24 protein-coding genes and 2 pseudogenes are annotated in these 23,344 nt (G+C 70.0%); 13 read left to right on the forward strand and 13 right to left on the reverse strand.

From position 1 onward, the window contains the following. Positions 1-179 precede the first annotated feature (179 nt). On the forward strand, positions 180-500 hold the full coding sequence (locus ITI46_RS16830) for a DMT family transporter (RefSeq protein ID WP_209240381.1): 321 nt from the start codon (positions 180-182) through the stop codon (positions 498-500). Positions 501-518: 18 nt separating this feature from the next. Here ITI46_RS16830 and ITI46_RS16835 read toward each other — a convergent pair whose 3' ends face one another. Next, positions 519-1,103 (reverse strand): class I SAM-dependent methyltransferase, encoded by a 585-nt coding sequence (locus ITI46_RS16835; protein WP_209240382.1) that lies wholly within the window; start codon positions 1,101-1,103, stop codon positions 519-521. Positions 1,104-1,158: 55 nt separating this feature from the next. Here ITI46_RS16835 and ITI46_RS16840 point away from each other — a divergent pair, with 55 nt between their 5' ends. Together ITI46_RS16840 and ITI46_RS16845 are read left to right on the forward strand one after the other, a co-directional pair. After that, on the forward strand, positions 1,159-1,935 hold the full coding sequence (locus ITI46_RS16840) for an AraC family transcriptional regulator (protein ID WP_209240383.1): 777 nt from the start codon (positions 1,159-1,161) through the stop codon (positions 1,933-1,935). A 199-nt stretch (positions 1,936-2,134) separates the two neighbouring features. Further along, a complete protein-coding gene (locus ITI46_RS16845) occupies positions 2,135-2,704 on the forward strand; it encodes a hypothetical protein (RefSeq protein ID WP_209240384.1) in 570 nt (189 codons plus the stop codon). Between the two features lie 4 nt (positions 2,705-2,708). Here ITI46_RS16845 and ITI46_RS16850 read toward each other — a convergent pair whose 3' ends face one another. Further along, entirely contained in the window at positions 2,709-3,542 is an 834-nt protein-coding gene (locus ITI46_RS16850; RefSeq protein ID WP_307808203.1) for an alpha/beta fold hydrolase, read from the reverse strand. A gap of 91 nt (positions 3,543-3,633) precedes the next feature. On the opposite strand from ITI46_RS16850, the gene ITI46_RS16855 reads away from it, so the two are divergent. Further along, positions 3,634-4,005 (forward strand): MerR family transcriptional regulator, encoded by a 372-nt coding sequence (locus ITI46_RS16855; RefSeq protein ID WP_209240386.1) that lies wholly within the window; start codon positions 3,634-3,636, stop codon positions 4,003-4,005. Between the two features lie 22 nt (positions 4,006-4,027). Here the strand turns inward: ITI46_RS16855 and ITI46_RS16860 are convergent, their stop codons facing one another. Both ITI46_RS16860 and ITI46_RS16865 read right to left on the reverse strand, forming a co-directional pair. Then, positions 4,028-4,894, reverse strand: coding sequence for a putative RNA methyltransferase (locus ITI46_RS16860; RefSeq protein ID WP_247746110.1), 867 nt, complete (start codon positions 4,892-4,894; stop codon positions 4,028-4,030). Positions 4,895-5,005: 111 nt separating this feature from the next. Next, positions 5,006-5,671, reverse strand: a complete 666-nt coding sequence (locus ITI46_RS16865) for a maleylpyruvate isomerase family mycothiol-dependent enzyme (RefSeq protein ID WP_209240388.1) — start codon at positions 5,669-5,671, stop codon at positions 5,006-5,008. A 126-nt stretch (positions 5,672-5,797) separates the two neighbouring features. On the opposite strand from ITI46_RS16865, the gene ITI46_RS16870 reads away from it, so the two are divergent. The 4 genes from ITI46_RS16870 to ITI46_RS16885 all read left to right on the forward strand — a co-directional run bounded on the left by ITI46_RS16870 (position 5,798) and on the right by ITI46_RS16885 (position 10,147). Beyond that, the gene (locus ITI46_RS16870; RefSeq protein ID WP_209240389.1) at positions 5,798-6,739 is read left to right on the forward strand and encodes a LysR family transcriptional regulator; all 942 of its coding nucleotides are present in this window, start codon (positions 5,798-5,800) and stop codon (positions 6,737-6,739) included. Between the two features lie 453 nt (positions 6,740-7,192). Continuing rightward, on the forward strand, positions 7,193-8,035 hold the full coding sequence (locus ITI46_RS16875; protein WP_209240390.1) for a DUF2637 domain-containing protein: 843 nt from the start codon (positions 7,193-7,195) through the stop codon (positions 8,033-8,035). A 154-nt stretch (positions 8,036-8,189) separates the two neighbouring features. Then, positions 8,190-9,242, forward strand: a complete 1,053-nt coding sequence (locus ITI46_RS16880) for an NAD(P)/FAD-dependent oxidoreductase (RefSeq protein ID WP_209240391.1) — start codon at positions 8,190-8,192, stop codon at positions 9,240-9,242. After that, positions 9,239-10,147 carry a class I SAM-dependent methyltransferase gene (locus tag ITI46_RS16885; protein ID WP_209240392.1) on the forward strand — a complete coding sequence of 303 codons (909 nt, stop codon included), beginning with the start codon at positions 9,239-9,241 and terminating at the stop codon, positions 10,145-10,147. Before ITI46_RS16880 ends, ITI46_RS16885 begins: the two co-directional genes overlap by 4 nt. Before the next feature lie 324 nt (positions 10,148-10,471). Here ITI46_RS16885 and ITI46_RS16890 read toward each other — a convergent pair whose 3' ends face one another. After that, on the reverse strand, positions 10,472-11,101 hold the full coding sequence (locus tag ITI46_RS16890) for a hypothetical protein (RefSeq protein WP_307808204.1): 630 nt from the start codon (positions 11,099-11,101) through the stop codon (positions 10,472-10,474). Between the two features lie 49 nt (positions 11,102-11,150). Beyond that, positions 11,151-12,092, reverse strand: a complete 942-nt coding sequence (locus ITI46_RS16895) for an RNA polymerase sigma-70 factor (protein ID WP_209240393.1) — start codon at positions 12,090-12,092, stop codon at positions 11,151-11,153. Between the two features lie 196 nt (positions 12,093-12,288). Here ITI46_RS16895 and ITI46_RS16900 point away from each other — a divergent pair, with 196 nt between their 5' ends. Next, complete coding sequence (locus tag ITI46_RS16900) at positions 12,289-13,815, forward strand: MFS transporter (protein ID WP_209240394.1); 1,527 nt, start codon at positions 12,289-12,291, stop codon at positions 13,813-13,815. Between the two features lie 335 nt (positions 13,816-14,150). On the opposite strand, the gene ITI46_RS16905 is transcribed toward ITI46_RS16900, so the two are convergent. Further along, positions 14,151-15,125, reverse strand: coding sequence for a quinone oxidoreductase family protein (locus ITI46_RS16905; protein WP_209240395.1), 975 nt, complete (start codon positions 15,123-15,125; stop codon positions 14,151-14,153). A 117-nt stretch (positions 15,126-15,242) separates the two neighbouring features. Here ITI46_RS16905 and ITI46_RS16910 point away from each other — a divergent pair, with 117 nt between their 5' ends. Further along, on the forward strand, positions 15,243-15,902 hold the full coding sequence (locus ITI46_RS16910) for a TetR/AcrR family transcriptional regulator (protein ID WP_209240396.1): 660 nt from the start codon (positions 15,243-15,245) through the stop codon (positions 15,900-15,902). On the opposite strand, the pseudogene ITI46_RS16915 reads toward ITI46_RS16910, so the two are convergent. Continuing rightward, a pseudogene (locus ITI46_RS16915) lies at positions 15,899-17,105 on the reverse strand (IS256 family transposase). The gene ITI46_RS16910 and the pseudogene ITI46_RS16915 overlap by 4 nt on opposite strands. A 107-nt stretch (positions 17,106-17,212) precedes the next feature. Here ITI46_RS16915 and ITI46_RS16920 point away from each other — a divergent pair. Then, on the forward strand, positions 17,213-17,503 hold the full coding sequence (locus tag ITI46_RS16920; protein ID WP_209240397.1) for a hypothetical protein: 291 nt from the start codon (positions 17,213-17,215) through the stop codon (positions 17,501-17,503). A gap of 367 nt (positions 17,504-17,870) precedes the next feature. Here the strand turns inward: ITI46_RS16920 and ITI46_RS16925 are convergent, their stop codons facing one another. Next, complete coding sequence (locus tag ITI46_RS16925) at positions 17,871-18,440, reverse strand: rhodanese-like domain-containing protein (protein WP_209240398.1); 570 nt, start codon at positions 18,438-18,440, stop codon at positions 17,871-17,873. Positions 18,441-18,516: 76 nt separating this feature from the next. On the opposite strand from ITI46_RS16925, the gene ITI46_RS16930 reads away from it, so the two are divergent. Further along, positions 18,517-18,798, forward strand: a complete 282-nt coding sequence (locus tag ITI46_RS16930) for a metal-sensitive transcriptional regulator (protein WP_010358257.1) — start codon at positions 18,517-18,519, stop codon at positions 18,796-18,798. A 38-nt stretch (positions 18,799-18,836) separates the two neighbouring features. Here ITI46_RS16930 and ITI46_RS16935 read toward each other — a convergent pair whose 3' ends face one another. From ITI46_RS16935 to ITI46_RS16950, 4 genes and pseudogenes are all read right to left on the reverse strand, one after another. After that, positions 18,837-19,589, reverse strand: a complete 753-nt coding sequence (locus tag ITI46_RS16935; protein ID WP_209240399.1) for a sulfite exporter TauE/SafE family protein — start codon at positions 19,587-19,589, stop codon at positions 18,837-18,839. After that, positions 19,586-19,948, reverse strand: a complete 363-nt coding sequence (locus ITI46_RS16940) for a rhodanese-like domain-containing protein (RefSeq protein WP_209240400.1) — start codon at positions 19,946-19,948, stop codon at positions 19,586-19,588. The genes ITI46_RS16935 and ITI46_RS16940 overlap by 4 nt, the downstream gene beginning before the upstream one ends. Positions 19,949-19,985: 37 nt before the next feature. Next, positions 19,986-21,362 (reverse strand): MBL fold metallo-hydrolase, encoded by a 1,377-nt coding sequence (locus ITI46_RS16945; protein ID WP_209240401.1) that lies wholly within the window; start codon positions 21,360-21,362, stop codon positions 19,986-19,988. Positions 21,363-21,650: 288 nt separating this feature from the next. Next, a pseudogene (locus tag ITI46_RS16950) lies at positions 21,651-21,923 on the reverse strand (transposase); the annotation flags it as partial. Positions 21,924-22,690: 767 nt separating this feature from the next. On the opposite strand from ITI46_RS16950, the gene ITI46_RS16955 reads away from it, so the two are divergent. Then, the gene (locus tag ITI46_RS16955) at positions 22,691-23,191 is read left to right on the forward strand and encodes a hypothetical protein (RefSeq protein WP_209240403.1); all 501 of its coding nucleotides are present in this window, start codon (positions 22,691-22,693) and stop codon (positions 23,189-23,191) included. The last annotated feature ends 153 nt before the right edge of the window (positions 23,192-23,344 follow it).

The raw sequence follows: 23,344 nt of genomic DNA on the forward strand, positions 1-23,344 counted from the left end.
CCCCTCGGACGCCCCCACAGGCCCCGCAGCCGCCGGGCACGAGGTCGGCCCGCACGGTGAGGGCGAGCGGGAGCGGGCGAGCGGGCGCGAGGAGCACTGGTGGCGACGGTAGACCGGGCCGCCTCCGAGTCGGACCGGTGACCGCGCAGACGGCCGCCCGGCGAGGGAGGGAGCACGGTATGGGAGCGGCATGGGGGGTGCTGATCGTCTCCGGGTGCCTGGAGACGCTGTGGGCGACCGCTCTGGAGGCGTCGAAGAACTTCCACCGGCTGTGGCCGTCGCTGCTCTTCCTGGTCGCGCTCGCGGCCAGCATGGCGGGCCTGTCGTACGCCGTGTCGCAGATTCCGCTGGGCACGGCGTACGCGGTGTGGGTGGGGATCGGCGCTGCCGGTACGGCCCTGTACGGGATGGCCGTGCTGGGCGACGCGGTCAGCGTTGCCCGGCTGCTGTGCCTGCTGCTGATCGTAGGCGGGGTGGTGGGGCTGAAACTGCTGCACTGAGGTGCGGCCCGGCGCTCCTCAGCTGTCCTCGGCGGGCCGCCGGGCACTGAAGCGCAGTCCGCCGGTCTCCGGATGGCGGTCCACCGCGATGCCGGTGAAGCCGGCCCGGGACAGCCTGGCGGGCAGCGTTGCCGCGTCGAGGGTGTTCATGGTGTCCCCGATGTGCAGCACCCGGAAGCGGAAGTTCAGCTGACTGTCAGCGCCCGCGAACGTCCCTCCGGGCCGCAGCACGCGGAACGCCTCCGCGAAAATGCGGTCCTGCTGTGCGTCCGTGGGCACGTGGTGCAGCATCGTGAAACACACCACCGCGGAGAACGCGTTGTCGGGCAGCGGCATCTGCGCACCATCAGCGTGCAGAATGCGCGCCCGGTCGCCCCACTTGTCGTGCAGCAGTGCGGCCGTCTCGCCGTCGATCTCGACAGCGGTCACCCGGGGGACCTGCTCGATCAGCACCCGCAGGTTCGCTCCGTATCCGGGGCCGATCTCGACGATGTCCTCGCCCAGTTCGACTCCCTCCAGGGCCCACGGCAGCAGCTGCTCCCGTACGCCAGTGGCCCACTTCTCGGAACTGCACAGTCTCCGGTGCGCTCTGTTCATCGGCATACAGGGACGCTAAGCCGGGCCGGCGGCCGTCCACTACGGCGTACGCTGCCAACTGATGCCGCCATACGGACAGCCTTCCGACTCGCTGCCCTCGTGCGCCGTCCCGCCGGAACGGCAGGCCCTTGTCGTGCGCAGCTTCCCGCTGCCACGCGGCTCCTGGTTCGAGGAGCACCAGCACCCGGAGCACCAACTGGCCTGGTGCACCAGCGGCCTGCTGTCGGTACGCGCACCGAGCGGCACCTGGCTGCTGCCGCCCTCCGTCGCGCTGTGGATCCCCGCGCACACCCCGCACGCCACGGGCGCCACCAGTACGGCGGTGATGCGCAGCCCCTACATCGCGCCCGCGCACTGCCCGGTGGACTGGCCGGAGCCCACAGTGGTCGCCGTTCCGCCGCTGCTGCGCGAACTCATCAACCACCTGGCGGCGCCCGGCCTTCCCGTGCCCGCCCGCGAGCGCGCCGAAGGGGTGCTGTTCGACCTGCTCCAGCCGGTGCCCGCGCGGGACATCGCGCTGTCCTGGCCGACCGATCCACGGGCTCGCACAGTCGCCGAAGCGCTCCGTGCTGACCTCGCCGACTCCCGTTCCCTTGCCGCCTGGAGCCGGGTCGCCGGAGCCAGCGCCCGCACGCTGGCGCGGCTGTTCGCTGCCGAGACGGGGCTCGGTTTCGGCCGCTGGCGGGAGCGGCTGCGGGTGCAGGAGGCGATGCCGTTGCTGGCTCAGGGTCGCTCCGTGGAATCGGTCGCCCACCGGGTGGGCTACGCCTCGACGAGCGCCTTCATCGCCGCTTTCCGCCGCACGGTGGGGCTCACTCCTGGGCAGTTCTTCCGCTGAGGCGCGGACCAGAGGCAGAACCAGTTGCAGGGCTCCCCCTCCAATGGCCCGACCACCCTTGCCAGTTGTTTACACGCCACTACTGCGCCGTTACCTTTGCGCCCGACCAGTCCACCTCTCCGCTCCGCGAGTCCCGCGCCCCGCCCTCGGGCAGGGCGCCGAAGGCCCCAAGGCACCCCCCACTCCGGAAGGCAGGACCATGAGACGACCCGTTCGCCGTGCTCTGACCGGACTCCTCGGCGCCACAGCTGCCGCCGCCCTGGCCCTCTCCGGGCCGACGGGCGCTCAGGCGGCCCCAGCGGCTGCGGCGGCCCCGGCGGCCTCCACGAGCGCCTCCCAGAGCTCTCCAGGGGCTGCCGGCGGCCCGCAGCTCCTCGCGAAGCTCACCCACGCACAGGCGACGGCCAAGTTCCGGGCCGCCGGCATCACCTGGACGTCCAGCGGCGGCTGTTCGGACCGCAACAACCCCAGCTGCACCTCGTTCGAGCAGTTGCGCTCCGCGACGGCGGACGGCGCCATCACACTCAAGAAGGCGTCCGGCTGTGCCATCCGGCTCACCGGCGGTACGGAGACCGGCCACGCCTCCGGCACCTACAGCCACTGGAACGGCTACAAGCTGGACATGTCCCTCTCCGGCTGCCTGGACAACTACATCACCGGAACGTTCACCTCCATCGGCGGCTCCAAGTGGAAGTCCGGCTCCGGCAACATCTACTACCGCGAGGGCAACCACTGGGACGTCACGTACTACAACTGCGGCGGCTGCTGAGCGGCTACCGCGCTTCCGGCAGCGCTGCCAGAAACTCCCGCACATGGCCGAGCCACAGCTTGCGGTGCCGCTCGCCCAGTACGTGCGCACCGCCCGGAATCTCGACCAGGGAGGCGCCGGGGATGGCAGCGGCCAGCTGACGGGAGCAGTCCGGAAGGACGAGACGGTCACCGGTGGGCATCGCCACCAGGGTGGGCACGGAGATGCCCGCGAGGTCGCCGCGTACGTCGACCCTGCGCACCAGATCGAAGTGCTCCACCATGCCGGACGGTATGCCCGCACGTGTCGCCGCGACAGCGGCCTGAAGCCCCTCGGCGGTGAGCTCGTACAGCTCGTCCTCGGGCAAGCAGGCGTGCGTGGCGACACGTGCCACCGCGTCCCACTCCCCTGCCCGCCCGAACCGGGTGATGAGCTCGGCGGCGAACGACAGGGCCGGGTCGGCCACCGCGAATCCGGCCGTCAGCACGAGCCCTGTCACCCGCTGCGGGTACCGGGCCGCTGCCCGTATGGAGACCGCCGACCCCAGGGACTCTCCCAGCAGCACGAACCGCTCGTGCCCGCGCGAGACGGCCGCCTCCACGACGGCGTCCACCAGCGCGTCGAGGTCCAGCGGTTCCCCCGGCAGCGGCGAACTGCCGGCACCTGGGTAGTGCGGTCCGACCAGTGAGTGGTCGGACGCCAGGTCCCCCAGTACCTGGCCGAAGTTGGGCTCGATCCCTCCCCCTGCCCCGTGCGCGAGCAGCAGCGCCGGTCCGCTGCCCTGTACGTGCACATCGAGGGAGGAGGGGTCGATACGGGACGAGGATGCGGCTGCTGCCGCTGTGTGCGTATTGGTCACGCATCGGAAGCTAAACTCCGACATCAGTGTCAGAGTCAAGCCGGTGCGCAGACCGGACGACCGCGCAGCGGCCCTTGAGGAGGCGAGCCCCATGCGCATGAAGGAGATGGTGCGCCGCACCGGCGTCCACGAACGCATGCTGCGCTACTACGAGAAGCAGGGCCTGCTGAGCCCTCAGCGGCTGCCCAGCGGCTACCGCGAGTACAGCGAGTCGGACGTCGAGACAGTGCGCCGGGTGCGCTGCCTGCTGACGGCAGGGCTGTCGACCACGGTGATCGCGCAGCTCCTGCCGTGCCTGCGCGACGACGGCAACCGCCTAGTGCCGACCTGCCCGGATCTCGTGGCACAACTGCTCGCCCAGCGCGACCGGATGACATCGGAGATCGAGGCCCTGCACACCTCGCGCGGCCTCCTGGACGACGTCCTGGCCGCAACCCCCGACCACCTCAAGCAAGCCGCCTGACGACCTGCCCTGTGAAGCTCGTTCAGCCCGGACAGCCGTCTGCGGGCCCGGCACGGTGGTCCCGCGCGCGGTACACCGAGATCCCGAAGGACGCCGTCACCTCCACCGGCGCACCCAGCGCGGCGACACGCGCCCGCAGTTCCTCCGGCTCGACATGCCGCGCGGCCGGTCCCATGGCGGCGAGGTTCTCCACGTCCTGCCCGGACAGCTCGACGGTGTACTCCAGTGCCTCGGTGCTTTCCCGTACGAAGTGACCGGCCAGTGTGCGCTCCAGGCGCTCCTCCTTGTCCGGGTCGACCTCCAGCAGCCCGAGCCGGTCGCGCAGCTGGCGCAGATGCCGTTCGGTCGGCGTGACCACAAGCAGCACCCCGCCGGGCCTCAGCACTCGATGGAACTCCGCGCCGTTGCGCGGTGCGAAGACATTGAGCACTACGTCCACGCAGCCGTCCCGCACCGGGAACGGCCGCCATACGTCCCAACTGGCAGCCCCCGCACGCGGATGCGCCCGCGCGGCGCGGCGCAGCGCGTACTGCGACGCGTCCAGCGCCAGCCCCACGGCGCCCGGCAGCGCCTCCAGAACGGCGGCGAGATAGTGCCCGGTGCCCGCGCCGGCGTCCAGCACCACGGAGTCGTCCCCGCGCGGTTCCACCGAGGCGACGGTACGCGCCAGCGCCTCCGTCAGTCGTGCGTAGTGGCCCGCCTCCAAGAACGCGACCCGGGCCTGCACCATGGCGGCGCTGTCGGCGTTCACGGTGCGCTTGGCCCCCGAGAGCAGACTGACGTACCCCTGCCGTGCGACGTCGAAAGTGTGCCGCTGCGGACAGCGCAGTGACCGCTCGGCCACCTCCAGACCGTCCCTGCACACGGGGCACCGCACCACCCTGGTCAGCGCCTCCCACGGCCCACGGTGCACCGGATCGCGGCGTACGGGCTCGGGGCGCGGGGTGGACGGTTCGGACACGGGGCAGCTTCCTCGGGCGGCGGGAGGGGGAGCCCCAGGCTACCGCCGCACCGCCCCGTCCCCGCCCTCCTGAGGAGCGGGACTGGCCGGGCCCGCGGTGAACCGGTGCGCTGCCTCACCGTGCAGCCGGCCGGCGGGCAGCCTGCGCCCGAAAGCGACCAATAGCAGATCCTGCGCCGCTCCCGACACGGGTGTACCGGTGCCGTACGACCAGTCGAGATCATCGGCGCGCAGGGCAATACCGTCCAGGTCGGCACCGAAGAACTTCAGGCTCCTGGGCGTGATGGTGTCCAGTAGCACGCGGATCCGCTCCTGGGGGACGCGCCGCCCGTGGCCGAGCGCGACGGTGATGTCCAGCCCGTGCACCACGTCGTGCCCCAGCGCCGCCGGCAGTCCGCCCACCGGTGGCTTCCATGGGTGGTGGGCGTTGTCCCGCAGCGCGGCCGCGATCGCGGCCGTGCTCATCGCTGCGGCGTCGCGGCGCGCACAGTGGTCGGTCATCCGGTGCAGACTGCCGCGGGCCCGGAGCAGTTCGCGCAGCGTCTGCGAGCGGGACGAGCGGAAACCGAACGACATATGTGCCGCCACCTCCCGCACCCGCCACCCCGCACACAGGGAGGGCGCTTCCCAGTCGGCGTCCGCAAGGCCGTCCAACAGGTCGGCCAGCGCCGTCCGTTCAGCTGCTATCGCCTGCTTGATGTCCATCGGCGGCTCCCCGTTCAGCAGTGGCGGTGATCTTCCCAGGGTGGCCGCGGAGCGGCTCATAAGTCCAAGAGAGGGTTCTTCTGGCAGCCAGAAGCAGCAGTTATCCCTCTGGCTAGGCTGCCCGGCATGGATCTGCGGCAGCTTCAGTTCTTCGTCGCCGTGGTGGAGGAGCGCAGCTTCACCAAGGCCGCCGAACGCCTCCATCTGGCCCAGCCCGGCGTCAGCGCCCGTATCCGGCAGCTCGAACGCGAGCTGGGCCACCCGCTCCTGGACCGCACCGGGCGCACAGTGACGCCGACCGAGGTCGGCGAGGCCGTACTGCCGTACGCCAGGGCGGCGCTGGAGGCCGCCGAGAACGCGCGGCACGCAGCCGACGCGTTCACGGGACTGCTGCGCGGCCACGTCGCCGTGGGGCTGGTCTCCGGCGCGACCGGGCAGTTCGACATCGCTTCCGTACTGGCCGACTTCCACAGCGAGCACCCGCGCGTCGACATCACCCTCACCGAGGACACCTCGGAACGCATGCTCCAGGCGCTGCGCCGGGGCGAGCTCGACTTCGGCGTACTGGGCCTGGCCGACGAGCACCCGCCCGAGGGCACGACCGCCGAAATCGTGATCGACGAGCCGGTGGTCGTCGCCGTCGCCCCCGGCGACCCACTGCTGGCGCGCGGCGACGGAGCTGTGCCGGTGGCGGCACTGCGCGACCGGGCCCTGATCAGCCTGCCGCGCGGCACCGGACTGCGCGGAGTGCTCGAACGTGCCTGCGCCGAGGCCGGGTTCCGCCCCCGCGTCGCCTTCGAGGCCGCCGCTCCGCCCCTCCTCGCCGGGCTGGCGGCCCGCGGGCTCGGAGCCGCCGTCGTACCCGCCATGCCGCCCGGCACGGCCGCCGCGCTCGGCCTGCGGACGCTGCGACTGACACCTCAGCCCAGGGCCCGGATCGGCCTCACCTGGCGCACCGGCGGCCCGGCAGGCCCCGCCGCACGCGCTCTGCTGTCCCGGCTGCGCGCCGCCCTGGACGCACCCAGGAGGGGCGACGCGTGCGAGGTCTCGGGGGAATGGGGCGCATGACTACAGCTGAATGCAACAGCGGCTCACATCACCGGACATGAGGCAATTCCCGTTCCCCATCTGCGGCGGCTCACAACGGCTTACAACGACTCGCACCGGCTCGCACGCGGGAAAACGCACCGGCGCGCCGCCTCGCGCACGCCAGCCGTAAATCTGGTGAACGTACCTGCCGCACAACCTACCGACATCCCGCTGTTCCACCCAGGAGTTACATACGTCGTGAAAACCGAATTCTCATAAGTCTGAGTACTGCGAAGAGGAGTTTCCGCTGGCTGGAGTATTCGTTGACGGGTTGTACCCGAGACGGTCATCCCCGGCATCCGCCCCCTGGCGCTGGTCATCGCGGACGACACAGGGCTGCGCGCCGTCGGTCACCACCGGAAGCGTCGTGCGCGTGCGGGACCGGTCTCGACACAGTCGTCTGAACCTGCCCGCAGAGAAGAGAGTTCAGTCTTGACCGAGACGTCGCACACGTACGCGTCCTACGCACCCCCCGATCCGGACCCCGGCCTTCCCTGGCCGAGACAACCGGCCGAACCGGATGTGCGCTCGGCCCACTCCTGCGGCGGCTCGACGATCAGGAACGACACCGCTGCCCGCCTAGGTCTCACGGACCCCACCGACACCGGAACACTGGGACTGACCCGCTTCGCCTCGCCGCACCCCGAGCACGGCGAGCGGCCCGAGCAGACCGAGGCCCCGGATCTGGACGCGGAACTCGCCCATTTCCTCGACACGGTCGAACAGCAGCGGTTCGCGGATTCTCCTGGCGAGCTCACCCGGGCCAGGCACCGCAAAGAACGCCCCCTGGAGCGTGTGAAGCAAAAGAGCCGCGAGGAACTCAGCTGGCGGCGGATTCTGAGCGCCTTCTCGGTCACGCTCACCGCGCTGATCGTGGTACTGGTGAGCTTTCTGGGCGCCAAGGCGTCCTATCCGTCGCTGTACGGCCTGGCCCAGGAATCGGCGCCCCCGAGCGTGGCGCACGCCTGGCCGCTGCTGATCTACGCCCCCTGGGTCGCCGCCACGCTCTCCATCCTGCGCACCCGCGCCTATCGCCGCCGCACGGTGCACTCCTGGCTCGTCGTGCTCTTCTTCGCCGCCATCGCCTCGCTGCTGTGCGTCGCCGACGCTCCGCCCACCCCCGCGGGGATCGCCGTGGCCGGCCTGCCGCCCATCACGGCGCTGCTCTGCTTCCACCAGCTCGTCCGGCAGCTCGACCTCCCACCGGTGCCCACGGCCCCGTCCCGGCACGCCCGCCCGCCCCGCGGGACCAGCCGCCACCGGTCGGCCGGCTGACGGCGGACGGCCGACCGGAGCACCCGGGAAGTGGTCAACTTCGTTGACCACCGGGCTGGCAACGGTCGGCCGGTGTTCACCTTTCCCGGAAACAGCAACAAAGTTTGCCGCTATCCCTCCGTAGGACGCAGCCTGCGCGCAGGAGGTGATCGCGATGAGCGACTCAAAGTCCCCGCGGCGCGGCCACGACACACGCGAGAAGCCGGCCGGAGCAGGCGACGAGAAGCCGGCCGGGGCGGCCAAGAAAGTGACTACCGGCACCGCCGGAAAGGTGTACGACGTGGTCGTGGTCGGCGCCGGGGCGGGCGGCCTCAACGCCGCCCTGGTGCTGGCCCGGGCCCGCCGCACCGTGGCCGTGGTGGACGCGGGCCGGCCCCGCAACGCACCGTCCGCCCACATGTACGGCTTCCTCTCCAGGGACGGCATGTCCCCGGCTGCACTACTGGAAGCCGGCAGGGCGGAACTCTCCGGCTACGGAGTCGACTTCTTCGACAACCACGTTGACGAGATTTCGCACGGCTTTTTCGTCCGCCTGTCCGGCGGTGCGGTACTGAAGGCCCGCCGCATAGTGGTCGCCACCGGACTGCGCGACCAGCTGCCCGGCCTCCCCGGAATCCGCGAACGGTGGGGACGCGATCTGCTGCACTGCCCGTTCTGCCACGCCTATGAGGTCCGCGACGAGCCACTGGGCGTACTGGGCACCCACCCGGCCGGGGTGAACCAGGCGCTGCTGCTCGCCCAGTGGTCGCCCGACATCGTCTACTTCCCGCACACCAGAGCGCTGAGCGACCAGGACCGCGAGCGGCTGACCGCACGGGGTGTCCGGATAGCCGAGGGCGAGATCAAGTCCCTTGCGGTGGACGACGGTCAGCTGCGCGGCGTCGAGCTGACCGATGGCCGGGTGGTGCCGCGCGGCGCGGTCTTCGTCTTCCCGGACATGGTTCCGAATGACGCCCTGCTGACCGGCCTGGGCTGCGCCAAGGACGAGCAGGGCCGGGTCGCCACCGATCGCTCCGGCCGCACCAGCGTGTTCGGCGTCTGGGCGGTCGGCAACGTCGTCGACCCCCGCGCCCAGGTGGTCACAGCCGCGGGCATGGGCTCCGCTGCGGCCTTCGCTCTCACCCACGACCTGGTGGACGAAGACGTGGAGCGCGCAGTCGAAGAACACCGCGCCACCGCCCCCGCACCGCAGGCGGCCGCCCTATGAGCCACCCTCACACCGCGGAAGTGGACTGGGAAGCCCTCGGAGCCGCCCTGGAGCGCGAGGCCGAACTGCACGCGCCCGCCCTGGAAGAGGCGGCAGGATGGCTGCGTCGCCTGCTCGGGCCCGCCCCGCGAGGCGGCCTGCCGGAAGCCGAACCGGCAGCAGATCCCGCCGTGACCCGCATCCTCGACATCGGCAGCGGACCGGGCGTCATCAGCTGCCTGCTGGCCCACCGCTTCCCCGGCGCCGAGGTCGTCGCCGTCGACCAGGCGCCCGGACTCCTGGAGCGCGCCCTCTCCCGCGCGGCCCGCCAGGACCTGACCGGCAGGGTCACCACCCAACAAGCAGCCCTGCCCGAGGACCTGGACACCCTGGGATCCGCCGAACTGATCTGGGCAGGCAACGCGGTTCACCACCTCGGCGACCAACAGGCCGCCCTCGACGCCCTGGCCACCCGGCTGCGTCCCGGCGGTGTGCTGGCCGTCGCCGAACGCGGACTCACGGTCCGCTTCCTCCCCCGCGACATCGGCATGGGCCGCCCGGGCATCCAGGCGCGACTGGACGCAGCAGTCGAGGACCGTTTCACGGCGATGCGCGCCGCCCTGCCCGGCACGACATCCACCGTCGAGGACTGGCCCGCCATGCTCTCCCGCGCCGGTCTCGTCCCCACGGGCACCCGCACGTTCCACCCCCACCACCCGGCCCCCCTCGCCCTGCCCGCCCGCGAACACCTCCACAACCATCTGACCCGCCTGCGCCACCACTTGACCTCCCACCTCGGCGAGGAAGACCTCACCACCCTCGACCACCTCCTGAACGGCGACGCCTGCACCGGCATCCTCTGGCGCCCCGACGCCTTCTACCTCACCGCCACCACCATCCACACCGCCCGCTCCTGCACCCCTTGACCCGTCAACCCAAAAGGAGCCCCCACCCCCACCGAAATTCCGACAGTGCTGGCAATTCCTCTGAGGTCTGAGCATGACGTCGGCCTTCACTACCCGTTGTGGTCGTGAAGGCCGACGTGGCCGCCCGCGAGCTGGAGTGGCCGACCGGCTGGGTTCCTTCCGACTGGTTCGACCGGTACGCGATCGCGATCCGGTTCGAGGACATCCCCTGCCCACGGGGAAGACGAGGCAGGCCGAGCCAACGGACGCGACCAGCAATCGATGGGGCGAAGAACGTGACTCGCGTTGGGCGGTTTTCCGCGCGCTGAAGTGTGAGGGTTCCCGTCAAAACTTGCCCATGTGCTCCACTGTGCGGTGTCCCAGCTGTCGGCTGAGCGTCGCGCAGAAGCGGGCGGAGAGTGGCGGCCAGCCCCAGAAGTCGAAGGCGAGGGCGCCCAAGGCGAAGTCGGGCTCCCACTGCCACTGGGTGACTGGGACGGAGGCACCGCAGGCGGAGCAGGGAGCACTCCCCTCACCCGTCTCCTTCCAGGCGGCGATGCCGTCCTTGAACGGCTGCCAGACCTCCTCCTTCGCCTCGAACTCCTCCGGGTAGTCGATGATCACCGTCTTGTTCCGACACCGCGGGCAGACGGCGTATGCCGCCTCGTCCGCTCCCTGACCGCCGACGTGGTGGTCACGACCGACGATGACGGCCACCGGGCCCGGCAGCCAGTCCGGGTCCGAGGAGTCGGCAACGGCTCGCGCCCAGTTGGGACCTGGCACATAGCCCTCGTCCACGGTCAGGCTGTACACCCCGTCGCTGGACAGCTCACGCGTGATCAGGCCCTCCCCGACCATCCAGTCGACCATCCGCCCCGCTAGTGGCCCGGCCTCCTCGCCGGTCACCTCGACATCAACGATCCGCTCGAAGTAGTCACCCATCGTCTCCACCGCCTGCCGATCAGTACCGGACACTGTGCCACCCCCTCCGACACCACTGCCGGCATCGATGAGGGAATCGGACTCAGCGGCGCAAGACGGTCTCCTGCTCCATGTGCGAGAGTTTCTCGGGATTGCGCACCAGGTAGAGCCCCGTGATCAGCCCCTCGTCGATGCGCACCGCCAGAACGGCGGTGGTCTCCCCGCCGAGCCGGAGCATCAGCGCCGGGTAGCCGTTGACCTGTGTCGGCCGCAGCGGCTCCGCGGCGGTCGCCTGCCCCAGGCCGGAAGCGGCCAGCAGAGAGGCCACCTGGTCAGCTCCTACGACGGGCGCCGACGCAGCGGGCGCCACTCCTCCGCTGTCACCCAGGTACACGACATCCGGCGCGAGCTTGTCGAGCAGGCTCTGCAGATCGCCCGTTTCGAGCGCCCGTTGGAATGCCTCGAGCGCCTCTTGCGTCTCGGCTGCGGAAATGACGCTGCGAGGCCGGCGCGCGGCAACGTGTGTCCGAGCGCGGTGGGCGATCTGACGGACCGCCGCCGGGGTCTTGTCGACGGCCTCCGCGATCTCGTCGTACTCCAGCTCGAACACCTCGCGCAGCACGAACACCGCCCGCTCGGTCGGCGCGAGGGTCTCCAGCACCAGCAGCATCGCCATCGAGACGCTGTCGGCCAGTTCCACGTCCTCTGCCACGTCGGGCGCGGTCAGCAGCGGCTCGGGCAGCCAGGGGCCGACGTAGGACTCCCGGCGCCGACGGAGCGCACGCAACCGGTCCAGTGCCCGACGTGTGGTGATCCGCACGAGAAAAGCACGCTGGTCCCGCACCGTGTCGAGGTCGACGCCCCTCCACCGCAACCAGGTCTCCTGCAGCACGTCCTCGGCGTCGGCAGCCGAGCCGAGCATCTCGTAGGCAACGGTGAACAGCAGGCTGCGATGGGCGACGAACGCCTCGGTGGCGGGATCCATCGGGGCCCCATGTGCACGCGGTTCAGCTGCGTGCCCGACATCCCCGCTGCGCTGGCTCATGGGCGGCTCCTGTCTGTTCGCTCCCGGTCGTGCCCCTCATGGGACGCCGCCCCCTTCCGCCCTGTGACACCTGGTTCCGGTGGCGCACATCACAGGACCGCACTGTCACAACGCTTCAGCCGCCGACGACTCGTGTCCGTCAGGACGCCGCGCGCACGAACCGCGTGGCAAGCAGCCACAAGTGGGGAAGAAGTCCATGGCAACCTCGAAAACGCAGGCCCGGGCGGCGGATTCGCGCCCATGGGCTGCGCTGTGCTTCATAGGGCTGGCCCAGCTCATGATCGTGCTAGATGGCACAGTCGTGAATATCGCACTGCCGTCACTCCAGCGAGATCTGGAGATCTCGGACGGCGACCGGCAATGGATCCTCACCGCGTACACACTGGCGTTCGGGAGCCTGCTGCTCCTCGGCGGCCGGATCGCCGACTACACCGGCCGCAAGCGGGCCTTCCTCATCGGCCTGCTCGGCTTCACCGGCGCGTCGGCGCTCGGCGGCGTGGCGGACTCCTTCGACGTGCTACTGGTCGCCCGTGCCCTGCAGGGCGGTTTCGCCGCACTGCTCGGACCGTCCGCACTGTCGCTGTTGACAGTCACCTTCACGCAACCTAAGGACCGCGCCAAGGCGTTCGGGGTCTGGGGCGGCGTCACAGCCGCAGGTGGCGCGATCGGACTGCTGGCCGGCGGAGCGCTGACCGACTACCTGAACTGGCGCTGGTGCCTGTTCATCAACATCCCGATCGCCTTGGTCGCAGCAGTCGGCGGGTACGCGATGCTGGCCGAGTCGCGGCGCGGGGGCAGGGCCCGGTTCGACGTCCCGGGAGTGCTGCTGGTGACCTCCGGACTGGTCGCGATCGTCTACGGCACCAGCCGTGCCGAGTCCGACGGCTGGCGCTCGGGAGCGGTTATCGGCCTGCTGGCCGTCGGCGCGGTGCTGCTCGCCGCGTTCGCCTTCGTCGAGAGCCGCGTGCCGCAGCCACTGATGCCGCTCCGCGTGATCGCCAGCCGCACCCGCGGCAGCGCCTACCTGGCCGTAGGATTGGCCATGGTGGGAATGTTCGGTGCGTTCCTCTTCCTGACCTACTACATGCAAGTCGTCAGGGGCTACTCGCCGATCAGGACGGGCGTCGCCTTCCTGCCGATGACCTTGGCAGTCCTGCTGTCGGCCGGTGGGCTCGCCACCCGCTTGCTGCCCAAAGTCCCGCCGCGGGCGCTGATCGTGCCGGGCATGGTCCTTCTCTCGTGCGGCATGCTGTGGCTGCTCACCATGGAGACCGACACCGCATACGCCGAAGGGGTGCTGGTCTCGGGACTCATGCTCGGCACCGGCGCGGGCATGATCATGCCGGCAGCCCTCAACTACGCCACCCACGGCGTCGACCAGGACGACGCGGGCGTCGCCTCGGCCGGCGTCAACACCGCACAGCAGATCGGCAGCTCCCTCGGAACCGCCCTCCTCAACACGATCGCCGCCAGCGCGACCGCGGACTACCTCGCCTCACACGCCGCGCAGGGCCCGAGCCCGGCCCTCGCCAAAAGGGCGGTGCTGGAAGGCTTCGAAACAGCCGGCACCTGGGCCGCCGGAATCATGCTCACCGGCGCGCTGATCGTCGCCGTCCTGATGAACACCCCACGCCCCAAATCCCGGCCCGCCTCCGGAGACACCCCGAGCGCGGAACCTCCAGCGGACACTCAGCGCACCGAGCCCCTACCGGAACACTCCTGACCCCCGGCGAATCCGTCCCCTGCGCGGCCGATCGGACGGCCCCACCGCCCCCTCGCCACCACCCCGGCCGAACCCCGAAAACGCGAAGGTCCCGTTCGGTCACAATGACCGGACGGGACCTCTCGCCAACCGTTCCTGAGCCATCCCAGGAGCGGCCCTTGCTGTGGGGTGTTCACGAGTGGGGCTGACGTGGGGCGACAAGAGGCCTTGAAGATCGTTTCCCGTACTGCCGAAGATCGTTCCCCATCCGCTGTGGCGAACAGAACCGGTCGCCGCCGTCCGGATCACTCGCGAGGTGTTGCGCGACCCCTCGGCCGGCCTGCCTCCTGAGGCCGTCAGGGCAGGAGCAGGACTCGGCCGAGGTTCGTCCGGCCTTCAAGCAGGCGGTGGGCCTTGGCCGCGTCGCTGAGCGGGAACCGGGCATGGACCGCCGTACTCAGCCGGCCGGCGACCGTGTACTCCGTGATCTCGGTGATGTCCTGTCTGGCCCGCTGGGGGTCGGCCGCCCGCCAGGCGAGCAGGGAGAAGCCGGTCAGGGTCTTGAGGCGGAAGAGGCTGGTGACGGGTACCTCGTCGAACTCGCTGCTGGACACGCCGTACATCACCGCGCGGCCGCAGGGTGCCAGCAGGTCGATGCCCTGGCGCAGGACTGTGCCACCGACCGAATCGAGGACGATGTCGACACCGTCCGGAGCAGCCTTGCGGACCTGTTCGCCCCAGTCCTCGTCACGGTGGTTGACGGCGATGTCCGCGCCCTGTTCCCGGACAAAGTCGAGCTTTGCCGTGGAGCCGGCGGTGGCGATGACCATTCCGGCGCCGAGCAGCTTGGCGAGTTGCACGGCCAGGTGGCCGATGCCACCGGCGGCGGCGTGGACGAGTACCGTCTCGCCGGGGGTGAGCCGGGCGGCGCGCAGCACGCCCAGCGCCACCGGGCCGCCCATGGGGAGCATGCTGGCCGCGCCGTCGTCGATTCCCTCGGGTACTGCGGCCAGCCAGTCCGCGTCTGCGATCGCGTAATCGGCGAAGGCGTCTTCGGCCAGTGCCGCGACCCGCCGGCCGATGAGGCCGTCGTCGACGTCCGGTCCGGCGGCGTGGACGGTCCCCACCACGTCGCCGGTGAGCTTGCCGGGCAGCGGACGCGTGAATATCGCACCGCTGGAGGGACCTTGCCGGATCTTCGTGTCCACGAAGTTGGCCCCGATCGCCTCGGCCCGGATGACGACCTGACCGGGCCCCGGTGTGGGGACCTCGGCTTCCTCGATCTCCAGGACCTCGGGACCACCGTATGCGTGGAACCGGACTCGCCTCATGACATCCTCCGCCGGAAAGCCGAAGTAAACTGGACTGCAAGTCAACTTATGTATCGCGGACGCTACTGGACCAGCGGTCCAGTTGTCCATGGGAGTGACATGGGAAGCGGAGAGCCGATGCCCCAAGGCCGTGGCGAGCGCGCCGACGCGGCGCGGAACCGACGTGCGATCCTGCTGGCCACCGAGGAACTTCTCGCCCGGCACCGACCCGAACAGATCTCGATGGAACAGGTGGCAGCCGCTGCCGGCGTGGGCAAAGGCACGGTCTTCCACCGCTTCGGCAGCCGCATGGGCCTGATGCTGGCCCTGATGCAGGAACGCGCCCTGACCCTCAACGAAGCGGTCGTCAGCGGGCCCCCGCCCCTGGGCCCCGGCGCCGCACCACGCGCACGCCTGCTCGCCTTCCTCGATGGCATCGTGGACGTCGTCAGCCGCAACAAAGGGCTCCTGGCGGCGCTCGGACACGCCGCGACGACCACCCACCGACGGGAGAACGACCAGGGTGAGGGCGGTGAATCCCCCATCTACCGGTTCTGGCACCGTCACGTCAGCGAACTGATCGCACAGGCACGCCCCGAACTGGACGCCGACCTCATGGCACATGTCGTGCTCGGCGCCCTGCACAGCACCCCCGTGCTCAACTTGCTGGAACAGGGCGAGAGCAAGCGCCTGTCGAATGCCCTGTGCACCCTGGCGGCCTCCCTTCTCGACGCCCCGGACGGCACACCTCGGCCGGGTCTGTCCAGCCGACGGTGTAACTCGGGTGGTGTGAATTAGCGGCGGCCGACGGAGAGTCGGCCGTCGAAGGCGATATCGAAAGCCTGCAGGGCGGGCTTCCAACGCATGGTCCAGCGTTTGCGTCCCTGACCGGTGGGGTCGAGGCTCATGACGGCCATGTAGAAGCATTTGAGGGCTGCGGCCTCGTTGGGGAAGTACCCGCGGGCCCGGACGGCCTTCCGTATGCGGGCGTTGACCGACTCGATGGCGTTGGTGGTGCAGACGACGCGACGGATCTCGGCGTCGAACTGGAGGAACGGCACGAACTCGGCCCAGGCGTTCTCCCAAAGCCGCACGATCGCCGGATACTTGGCGCCCCACTCCTCCTGGAACTCCAGGAACCGGTCCTCCGCCGCGGTCGCTGTCGGAGCCGTGTGGACAGGCTTGAGCGCGCGGGAGATCTTGTCCCAGTCCTGGCGGCCCGCGTAGCTGAACGACGCCCGGATCAGGTGGACGACACAGGTCTGGGTCACCGCCTGGGGCCAGACCGCCGAGATGGAGTCGGGCAGGCCCTTGAGTCCGTCGCAGACGACCATGCACACGTCCCCGACACCCCGGTTCTTGATCCCGGTCAGGACCTGGAGCCAGTACTTGGCGCCTTCTCCGCCGTCGCCGGCCCACAGACCGAGGATGTCGCGCGTGCCGTCCACGGTGACCGCCAGGGCGACATAGACGGGCCGGTTCGCCACCTGCCCGTCGCGCACCTTGACGTGCACACAGTCGATGAAGATCACCGGATAGAAACCGCCCCGGGTCCAGCGGCCGGTTCTGCCACTCGGCCATCCCGTCCATGACCTTGTCGGTGATGGTCGAGATGGTCTGCTTGGACACGCTCGCGCCGTAGACCTCGGCCAGGTGGGCGGAGATGTCACCGTGCGTCAGACCACGCGCGGACAGCAACAGGACCATCTCGTCGACGCCGGTCAGCCGCCGCTGCCGCTTCTTGACGATCTGCGGCCCAAAGCTGCCGACGCGGTCACGCGGCACCGCGATCTCCACCGGACCGACGTCGGTCAGCACGGTCTTGGGCCGGGTCCCGTTGCGGCTGTTGCCGCTGCCGGCACCGGCCGGGTCGTGCTTCTCGTAGCCGAGATGGTCCGTGATCTCGCCTTCGAGGGCGGACTCCAGCACGCGCTTGGTCAGCTGCAGCAGCCCACCTTCGCCGGTCAGCTGCAGGCCGCTTGCGCGGGCCCGGTCGACCAGCTACCCGATCAACTGATCATCCAGCACGTCCGCCGGCAACTCGGCCGACCTGACCTCCTCAACCGCCTCAGCAGAGACAGTCACGTCGCTCATCAGGTGCTACTTCCATGATCGAGAGTTACACCGAAGACCGTACAGACCCCCGTCTGAAGGGCGCGGAACTGGACATCGGGAACCCCAAACACCGGCCCGCACCCGGCCAGGTCGCCCAGACCCTCCCCGTCGCCATCCTGGTCACCGCAGGCAGCCTCGGCATCCTCGAGACCTGGCTCTACCAGCGCACCGGCACCCAACTCACCGACACCGGCTTCGACCACGCCGATCCCCAACCGCCCGCCTCGCCGGAGACGAACCCACCGGCCCGTACCGGACGGCCGCCACCAGCCCCAGACCACTGAGCGGACAGAACAACACATGACCACGGCCATCCCCGAGATCCCGGGGCTGGCCGTGCTGCGTACGACAGCGAAGGACGAGGCGCCGTCACGGTCAGCAGTGAGGACCGCCACCATCCACCGCCCCGAACACCCTCGAACAGACCCCAGAAACGACGAAGATCCCGCACGATCATCGTGATCGCCGGGATCTCGTCAACCGACCTTGAGCGAACTCAAGAACGGCCGGGGGAGGGCACAGGCGGGATTCCGTTTCGCTGCGGAGGTGCAGGGAGCCGGCTCGCGGGCCTGTCCAGGCATTCAGGAGGGGCTGTACTCGACCTCGTCCGGTGTCTTGAGGGCCGAGACGTCAGCGGAAGCGGTCAGGGGGTCAGCCGGTCAGGGCTGCGAGGGTGTCGTCCAGGTGGGAGGCCCTGGGCTGGTTGTGGGGGAGCTTGGCCAGGATCTTGGCCATGCCGCAGGTGTTGGTGAGGGCGGAGAAGACCAGGCCGCCGGCAACACTCGCGGAGAGCCAGCGGGCCGCGTTCCAGCGTTGTCCGGCGATCAGGCCGGTCAGGACCAGCGTTCCGGCGGCGAGGCGGACTTGGCGGTCCATCGCCCAGGGGGTGCGGGTGCCGGCCGGGCGGTGGGTGTCGTGGCCGAGCTGTGTCCAGGCGGTGGTGCCGCCGGTGAGGGCGGCGGCGGTGATGCCCTGGTCGGCCAGGCGCCGGCAGGCTTGGGCGGAGCGGGCGCCGGAGGCGCACACGATGAGGAGGTCGCCGCGGTCTGCGGCGGTCTTCAGGGCGGACAGGGCGGCATCGAGGCGGTCGAGGGGGATGTTGTGGGCGCCGGGCAGATGACCGGAGGCGTATTCGCCGGGGGTACGCACGTCGATGACGGTCAGCTCGTGCAGGCGGGCGTTGGCCTGGTCGACGGTGAGGGCGGTGCTGGTGGATGCCACGAGGGTTTTCCATTGCTCGGTTCGGGTTACCCCTTCGGTAGAATACCCAAGGGGGTATCTCGAAGGAGTGTGGGTTGTGGAACTGGCGATGGCGGCTGAGGAACTGAAGACGGTGGTCAACCGGCTGCGCCGGGCGCAGGGCCAGATCGCCGGTGTGATCAAGATGATCGAGGAAGGGCGGGACTGCGAGGACGTCGTCACCCAGCTCGCCGCGGCGTCCCGGGCTCTGGACAAGGCCGGTTTCGCGATCATCGCCACCGGCCTGCAGCATTGCCTGACCGATGCGGACATGGCCGCCTCCGGCGACCGGGAGCAGATGCGCACCCGGCTGGAGAAGCTGTTCCTGTCTCTGGCCTGAGCCGTGGTGTCGCGGCGCCGGATCATCCGTCTGACTCGTCAGGTGAGGGCGTCGACGAGCATGAAGGCTGCCACGGTCAGCAGCACGACGGCGAAGGTGCGCTGCAGCAGGGTTCCGGTGACCTTGGCGGCCAGGCGTTTGCCGTCCCAGGCGCCCAGCATCGCCGCCCCGGTGAAGGGCGCGATCACCGCCCAGCTGACGTCGGCGGTGGTGGCGCCGCGGGTGGCCAGGGAAGCCAGCGAGTTCGCCGAGATGACCAGCAGGCTGGTGCCTGCGGCGGCCTGCATCTCGAACGCCAGCACGGTGACCAGGGCCGGGACGGTGAGGAAGCCTCCGCCGACGCCGAGCAGACCGGTCAGCGCACCCAGCCCTGCGCCGGTTCCGGCGGCCCGGGCGGGCCGTGCCTCGCCGGCCGCTGGGCCGGTGGCGGTTCGGCTGGGGCGCAGCATCTTGACGGCGGCGAGTACGGCGATGGCTGCGAACGCGGCAGTCAGTACCGGCTGGGGCAGGCGGGATGCCGCAGCCCCTGCTGCGGCCGCAGGCAGGAGTCCGGCAGCGGCGAACAGGGCGCCGGCTTTCCAGCGGACGTTGCCGGTGCGGGCGTGAGCGTACAGGGCGGTGAGCGAGGTGGCCGTGACGATGATCAGGCTGGCGGTGGTCGCGGCGGCCGGTGTGAAGCCGAGCAGATAGATCAGCGCCGGGACGGCCAGGACGCTGCCACCCCCGCCGAGCGAGCCGAGCGCGAGCCCGACCACCGCCCCCGCGATCAGGGCCAGGATCAGAGCGCTCACGCTATGACACCGTTGCTGCCGCCCGGACCGATGACCGGCTGGCCCTCACGCGCCCAGGCGGTCATGCCGCCCGTGACGTCCGTGGCTGGAACGCCGCGTCCGGCCAGCAGCTTGGCGGCCTGCTGGGAGCGGTGACCGGAGCGGCAGACCGTGACCACTGGCCTGCCCTGCGCGGCTGCCGGGAGCGGTGCCCCTGCCGCGAGGCGGGAAAGGGGCAGGTGCAGGGCGTCGGGCGCGTGCCCGGCGTTCCACTCCGGTGGTTCGCGGACATCCAGCAGGACGGCGGTGCCGTCGCTGGTCTGCTGGTGGGCCTGTCGCGGGGTGAGGCGGCCGGGGCCGCGGCGGAGAAACGGGAGCATCGTTTGATCACTTTCGTGCAGGTGACGCGGAAGGGTGTCAGTCGGTGCCCTCGGGGTGGGTGAGAGGCAGTCCCGCCTCGGTGGCGGCATCGAAGCCGTCGTCGACGGCGACCACGTCCCGGCCGGCGGCATCGAGCAGGGAGGCGGCGATCGCCGCGCGCATCCCGCCGGCGCAGTGCACCCACACCGTCCCGTCCGGCACCTCGCCGATGCGGCCGTGCAGCTCGTGGATCGGGACGTGGACGGAGCCGTGGAGGTAGCCGCCCGCACGTTCCGAGCCCCGGCGGACGTCCAGAACGACCACGTCGTCGCCGCGCTCACGGACATCGGCGAGGTCGGCGAAGCGGGCTCGGGGGAAGGAGACGAGTTGCTCGCCCTCACGGATCCAGCCGGCCGGATCACCGGTGGCAGCCGCGGCCGGGCGGTCGATGCCCACCCGCACCAGCTCCCGCTGCGCGGCGGCGATCTGCTCCGGATCTTCGGCGAGCAGAGTGACGGGCTTGCCCCACGGGATCAGCCAGGCCAGGTAGGTGGCGAGCTTGCCCTCACCCTCGAAATTGAACGACCCGGACACATGCCCCCCGGCGAAGGCCATACGGCTGCGCAGGTCCACCACCCACTCACCCGCGGCCAGCCGGGAGGCGATCTCCTCGGCGTCCGCACGCCGCGGCGGGGTGAGGTCGACCGGCGCGGGGCCCCCGGCATTGGCCGGGCCCATGTGCGCGTAGTAGGCGGGCACATCGTCCAGCCCGGCGAGCACTTGGGCGACGAAGGCGTCCACATCCAAGGTCAGGGCGTCGTTGGTCTTGCGCTCCCTGCCGATCGTGGTCGTGTCCCCCTCGGCCTGGGAGGAGGAGCAGAAGCTGCCGAACCCGTGGGTGGGCAGCACGGGTACCTCGTCGTCCAGCTCGTCGGCCAGCCGGTGGGCGGAGGCGTGCTGGGCGCGGGCCAGCTGCTCGGTCAGCCGCGGCTCGACCAGATCGGGACGGCCGACGGCGCCGATGAGCAGGGATCCGCCGGTGAACGCCGCCACACTGCGCCCGTCCTCGGCCAGGGCGTAGGAGGTGTGGTGCGGGGTGTGCCCGGGAGTAGCGATCGCGCGGAGCACCATGCCCTCGTCGACCGTCACGGTGTCGCCGTCGGCAACCGGGGTGCGGGCGAACGACACGCGCGCCCCGGCCGGCACCAGGTACTGAGCGCCGGTGACGCGGGCCAGCTCCAGGCCGCCGGTGACATAGTCGTTGTGGACATGGGTCTCGGCCACGAAAGCGATGCGCACCGCGCGGCGAGCCGCTGCGGCAATGACCTGGTCGATGTCCCGCGGCGGGTCGATGACCACCGCGGCACTGGCCCCGCCGGCCAGGTAACTGCGGTTGCCCAGGCCCTCGAACTCCAGGGTGTCGACGAAGAACACGGCTTCTGACTCCTTTCGGCGATGTACCCCGGGGGGTATCCAACAACCACCCTAACAGTTATACCCGGGGGGGTACCTCAGAGGTGGAGCGCTGAAGCGCTCCACTCAAGGCTTGGCCTGACGCCGTGGGGATACCCGGCAGGAGCCAGCAAGGCCCTGGCCGACTCGCGGCTTCAGGCCGAAGGCGGCGGTGAACGCGGAGGCGACCTGGCGCTGCACGGCTCGGCTGGCCGTTCCGGTGTGGGCGTTCGGGGACCTGTTCTGGGCGTGGGGAGGTTAGACCGTGTCCTACATGGTCAGTTTGAGGAGTCGCTTGTAGCAGCAGAGGGCTGCGGCGAGGCCGGGAAAGGCCAGGTAGTTGCCAGGCTGGCGTTCGTAGCGGTGGTTGAGTCGGCGGTAGCCGCTCAGCCAGGACATGGTCCGTTCGATCACCCACCGGCGGCCCAGCCGTTCGCTCGAGTCGATCCCCTTGCGGGCGATGCGGACGCCGATGCGCTTGCCCCACGGTCATTTCCGCAGGTGAGGGACGTCGTATGCCTTGTCCGCGTGGAGCCGCCGGGGCCTGGAATCGGCTGCATGTGATTCGTGTCCCTGGAGATGGGGTGTTCACGAGTCGGTCTACACTGCAGCTTTGGGACTATTGGGTGATCGTTTCCCACTCGAGTGGAGATCGTTCCCCAGTATCGGCACCTTTGTTCCCAGCTCGAGTGCTCGGTCAGGCCACATCGGAGCCCAGATCAGACCCGCTTGGGCCCCAGGCTTGACGGCAGATACGCGCCATGTGATCTCTCCCCTGAGACCAGCCATCTTCAAAGCTCATCCGACGAGTTGAGCATTCAAGTCCTGCGCCTTCACGGGTGCGGGCATGGCTGGTCTCGCTCTTTTGCCCCTCTCTCGTTGTAAGGCCGCCCGGCTGGATTGTGGGCAAGATCGCCTTGCATCTTGTGGTTCACGAGCGTTGTCGGCGAGCCTGGAACGTTGCGGCGACATGAGGATCGCCTCCACGGGGGTTGCGCAGCGCGGCTGCGCCCTGTTCGCCGGTAGACCCTCATCTGCACTCCTCCAAGGGGCCCAACACGGTGCTTGGAGTGGGCACGAGCCATCCGGCGGCTCGTGGATAGGAATGAGTGAGGGTGAGACCTACTCAAGCGCATCCACTGGGGGTCTGAAGTTTCCCCCGACTCAGGCGTCAAGCGTCCGAATGTGGGCGCGCGTTGTTGTTTGCGGTCTTTGGCGAACAGCTCCTGCGATCTTGGGACAACGCTCCTACGGTGTCTGGAACGTGGGTAGCCGCATCAGGGATGTGACCAGGTTCAGGGGGGTGGGTTGTGGCGTCGCTGTTCGACCGTTTGGCGCGAGAAGAGGCCGCCGTACGAGGTGAAGTCGCCATGCTGCACCAGCGGCTGGAGGAAGCCGAGGAGCGACTGCGTCACCTGACCATCACCCGGAAGACGCTGGAGTCCCTGCCCGAAGACGAGGCCGAGGTGCCTGATGGCCCTGAGGGTGAGAAGCCCGAGGAGCCGGAGGAACCCCCTGTCACTGAGAAGGCCGCCCAGTCAGAACTTGAGGCACTGCCGGGTTCGGCCGGTCCGCTCGAATGGGAAGAGGGGCGTCGCCGGATGCTGTCGCTACTGGCTACAGCGAAGCGGGCGATGAAGGCGAAGGCAATAGCCGAAGCTGTCGGGGAAGATGTGACGACCCCTGCTCGCGTGGAGACCACCCGTGCCCGCCTCAAAAGGCTGGTGGAAGAGGGCCAGGTGATCGAGGAACCGGTCGGCTCGTTCGCCATCGCCACGGGCACCAGAGGGGAGTCGGCTGTAGTGGGCTGAATATATGCTCCTGCGCCGCCTCGTGAGGGGGCGTGCGGCAGGAGAGGGTCGGCACCGCCGCAAGCCGTGGAAAGCGACGGCGGTGCCGGCACGCGAGCTGCCATCAAGGTGGCTCCACGTGTTTCATGAGCGTAGGCGAGAAGCGCACCGCTC

The organism is Streptomyces oryzae (assembly GCF_017676365.1).
Taxonomy (GTDB): domain Bacteria; phylum Actinomycetota; class Actinomycetes; order Streptomycetales; family Streptomycetaceae; genus Streptomyces; species Streptomyces oryzae.

What these genes read in the sequence shown, in the direction of transcription:
- ITI46_RS16870 (WP_209240389.1), top strand. Translation starts at nt 5,798, where the DNA reads ATGGATCTGCGGCAGCTTCAGTTCTTCGTCGCCGTGGTGGAGGAGCGC.
- ITI46_RS16830 (WP_209240381.1), top strand. Translation starts at nt 180, where the DNA reads ATGGGAGCGGCATGGGGGGTGCTGATCGTCTCCGGGTGCCTGGAGACG.
- ITI46_RS16855 (WP_209240386.1), top strand. Translation starts at nt 3,634, where the DNA reads ATGCGCATGAAGGAGATGGTGCGCCGCACCGGCGTCCACGAACGCATG.
- ITI46_RS16895 (WP_209240393.1), bottom strand. Translation starts at nt 12,092, where the DNA reads ATGAGCCAGCGCAGCGGGGATGTCGGGCACGCAGCTGAACCGCGTGCA.
- ITI46_RS16900 (WP_209240394.1), top strand. Translation starts at nt 12,289, where the DNA reads ATGGCAACCTCGAAAACGCAGGCCCGGGCGGCGGATTCGCGCCCATGG.
- ITI46_RS16880 (WP_209240391.1), top strand. Translation starts at nt 8,190, where the DNA reads ATGAGCGACTCAAAGTCCCCGCGGCGCGGCCACGACACACGCGAGAAG.
- ITI46_RS16885 (WP_209240392.1), top strand. Translation starts at nt 9,239, where the DNA reads ATGAGCCACCCTCACACCGCGGAAGTGGACTGGGAAGCCCTCGGAGCC.
- ITI46_RS16845 (WP_209240384.1), top strand. Translation starts at nt 2,135, where the DNA reads ATGAGACGACCCGTTCGCCGTGCTCTGACCGGACTCCTCGGCGCCACA.
- ITI46_RS16920 (WP_209240397.1), top strand. Translation starts at nt 17,213, where the DNA reads ATGATCGAGAGTTACACCGAAGACCGTACAGACCCCCGTCTGAAGGGC.
- ITI46_RS16865 (WP_209240388.1), bottom strand. Translation starts at nt 5,671, where the DNA reads ATGGACATCAAGCAGGCGATAGCAGCTGAACGGACGGCGCTGGCCGAC.
- ITI46_RS16840 (WP_209240383.1), top strand. Translation starts at nt 1,159, where the DNA reads ATGCCGCCATACGGACAGCCTTCCGACTCGCTGCCCTCGTGCGCCGTC.
- ITI46_RS16905 (WP_209240395.1), bottom strand. Translation starts at nt 15,125, where the DNA reads ATGAGGCGAGTCCGGTTCCACGCATACGGTGGTCCCGAGGTCCTGGAG.
- ITI46_RS16835 (WP_209240382.1), bottom strand. Translation starts at nt 1,103, where the DNA reads ATGCCGATGAACAGAGCGCACCGGAGACTGTGCAGTTCCGAGAAGTGG.
- ITI46_RS16910 (WP_209240396.1), top strand. Translation starts at nt 15,243, where the DNA reads ATGCCCCAAGGCCGTGGCGAGCGCGCCGACGCGGCGCGGAACCGACGT.
- ITI46_RS16940 (WP_209240400.1), bottom strand. Translation starts at nt 19,948, where the DNA reads ATGCTCCCGTTTCTCCGCCGCGGCCCCGGCCGCCTCACCCCGCGACAG.